This window comes from Tepidiforma sp. (assembly GCF_026419595.1).
GTDB lineage: Bacteria > Chloroflexota > Dehalococcoidia > Tepidiformales > Tepidiformaceae > Tepidiforma.
The window spans coordinates 1-1,457 of record NZ_JANZZD010000064.1; the positions used below are offsets into that span (position 1 = coordinate 1).

Sequence of the window (1,457 nt, forward strand, 5' to 3'; positions counted from 1 at the left end):
CGCATATTTTATTTTACAAACAATACTCCTGCACAATGACATTCACTGCCACAAAAGTTACAAGATAATTTATGGTTTTTCATATATTGTGTCCAACTATCTTCTATAGTAACTAATTCTTTAAATCCTAATGATTTAAGTATCTTACTACTAACAGCCATTGGTTCATTCGGTGGTTTTACTACTTCTGCTGCTATAATATCTGCAGAATTTTTAGATAAAACTAAATTCGTTAATTTCGTTGCTATACCATAACTACGATATTCTGGTAATACACATACAGAATCTAAATATAAAAGTGTTTTTCCTTCAATCCCATATTGTTTAAGGATTGAAATAATTTTCCCTTTAGTATAATCGCATAATTGGAAATCTATATAACCAACAACCTTATCATTATCAAGTACTATATATAAATTTTCATATTTAGTATCTAATGGATCAGGTAATCTTGATTTTACTGTCACACCAGTATTACCATAACATATTTTATTTAAATTAATACATTGCTCTATATGTTTTCTATATCCATTACTAAATTTTATGTCCATTCAACTATACCTTTAAGTTCTGTAATTGTTTGTTCTGTAATATTATATTCATTTTCTATTGAATTTTAACAACTTTTTATTCAACAAATAAGAATAATGTCTTGTCAACATTTGTATTTACATATTCAAAACCAACAATCTTTTTACCAATCATTTTTTCAGGGTCTATTTGAGTTCCAATAGTTTCTCCTTCTCTAAAAGCTACAATAATCTGACTAGCATCTGGAGATTCTCCTGCCGCATTACGTGCTACGAAAAATTTCTTCATATCTTTTGGATCAAACATCTTAATTACCCCTTTCAATGCAATTTTATCTTGCAAAGCATGTGAAGGGATTCGAACCCTCGACCTCCTCCTTGGCAAGGAGGCGCTCTAACCAGCTGAGCTACACACGCATAAATTGTATTTACTATATACAGCCTGTAAGAAAAATTATTACAGGCTGTATAAAAATCCTAATAATAATTAGGTACTCTCTGTTCTACAGAGTAAATAACTATGTTTTAATAACTAAATGTTGAATTCCTAATTGATTAACTACCTGTTCAGTATAAAATCCATACCACATATATAAATGATATAATTTCATAATGTTTTTCATATCATCTAACGTTTGCACTTTATCCCAGTCAATTATATATTTATCAATAATTGGTTGAGGTAACGGTTGTGGTTTTTCTTTCTTTTTAAAAGGCCACATATTATTTATCATCCTTTTTATATTCTTTAACTATATTCTGAAGTCCAAAATCTCTTATTTGTTTTTCAGTCATATGAGGGTTACTAGAACCTAAACAATAAAACACAATATTAAACAAAGGTTTTACATCTTCTATTGTTTGTATTTTATCCCAATCAATTTCAAACAGTCTTTCTTCATCCTTCTTCTCAATTGTAATTTCATA

At 28.6% G+C, this 1,457-nt stretch carries 3 protein-coding genes and 1 tRNA gene; all 4 read right to left on the reverse strand.

Annotated features, from left to right (window positions below; genetic code table 11):
* Positions 1 to 8: 8 nt before the first annotated feature.
* Positions 9 to 551, reverse strand: a complete 543-nt coding sequence (locus N2041_RS14290) for a GNAT family N-acetyltransferase (RefSeq protein ID WP_297679251.1) — start codon at positions 549 to 551, stop codon at positions 9 to 11.
* Positions 552 to 627: 76 nt separating this feature from the next.
* Complete coding sequence (locus N2041_RS14295; RefSeq protein WP_297679252.1) at positions 628 to 819, reverse strand: hypothetical protein; 192 nt, start codon at positions 817 to 819, stop codon at positions 628 to 630.
* A 54-nt stretch (positions 820 to 873) separates the two neighbouring features.
* Positions 874 to 947: transfer RNA gene (locus N2041_RS14300), tRNA-Gly, on the reverse strand.
* A 306-nt stretch (positions 948 to 1,253) separates the two neighbouring features.
* Positions 1,254 to 1,457, reverse strand: a 204-nt coding sequence (locus N2041_RS14305) for a hypothetical protein (RefSeq protein WP_297679253.1), incomplete at its 5' end; no start/stop codon positions are given.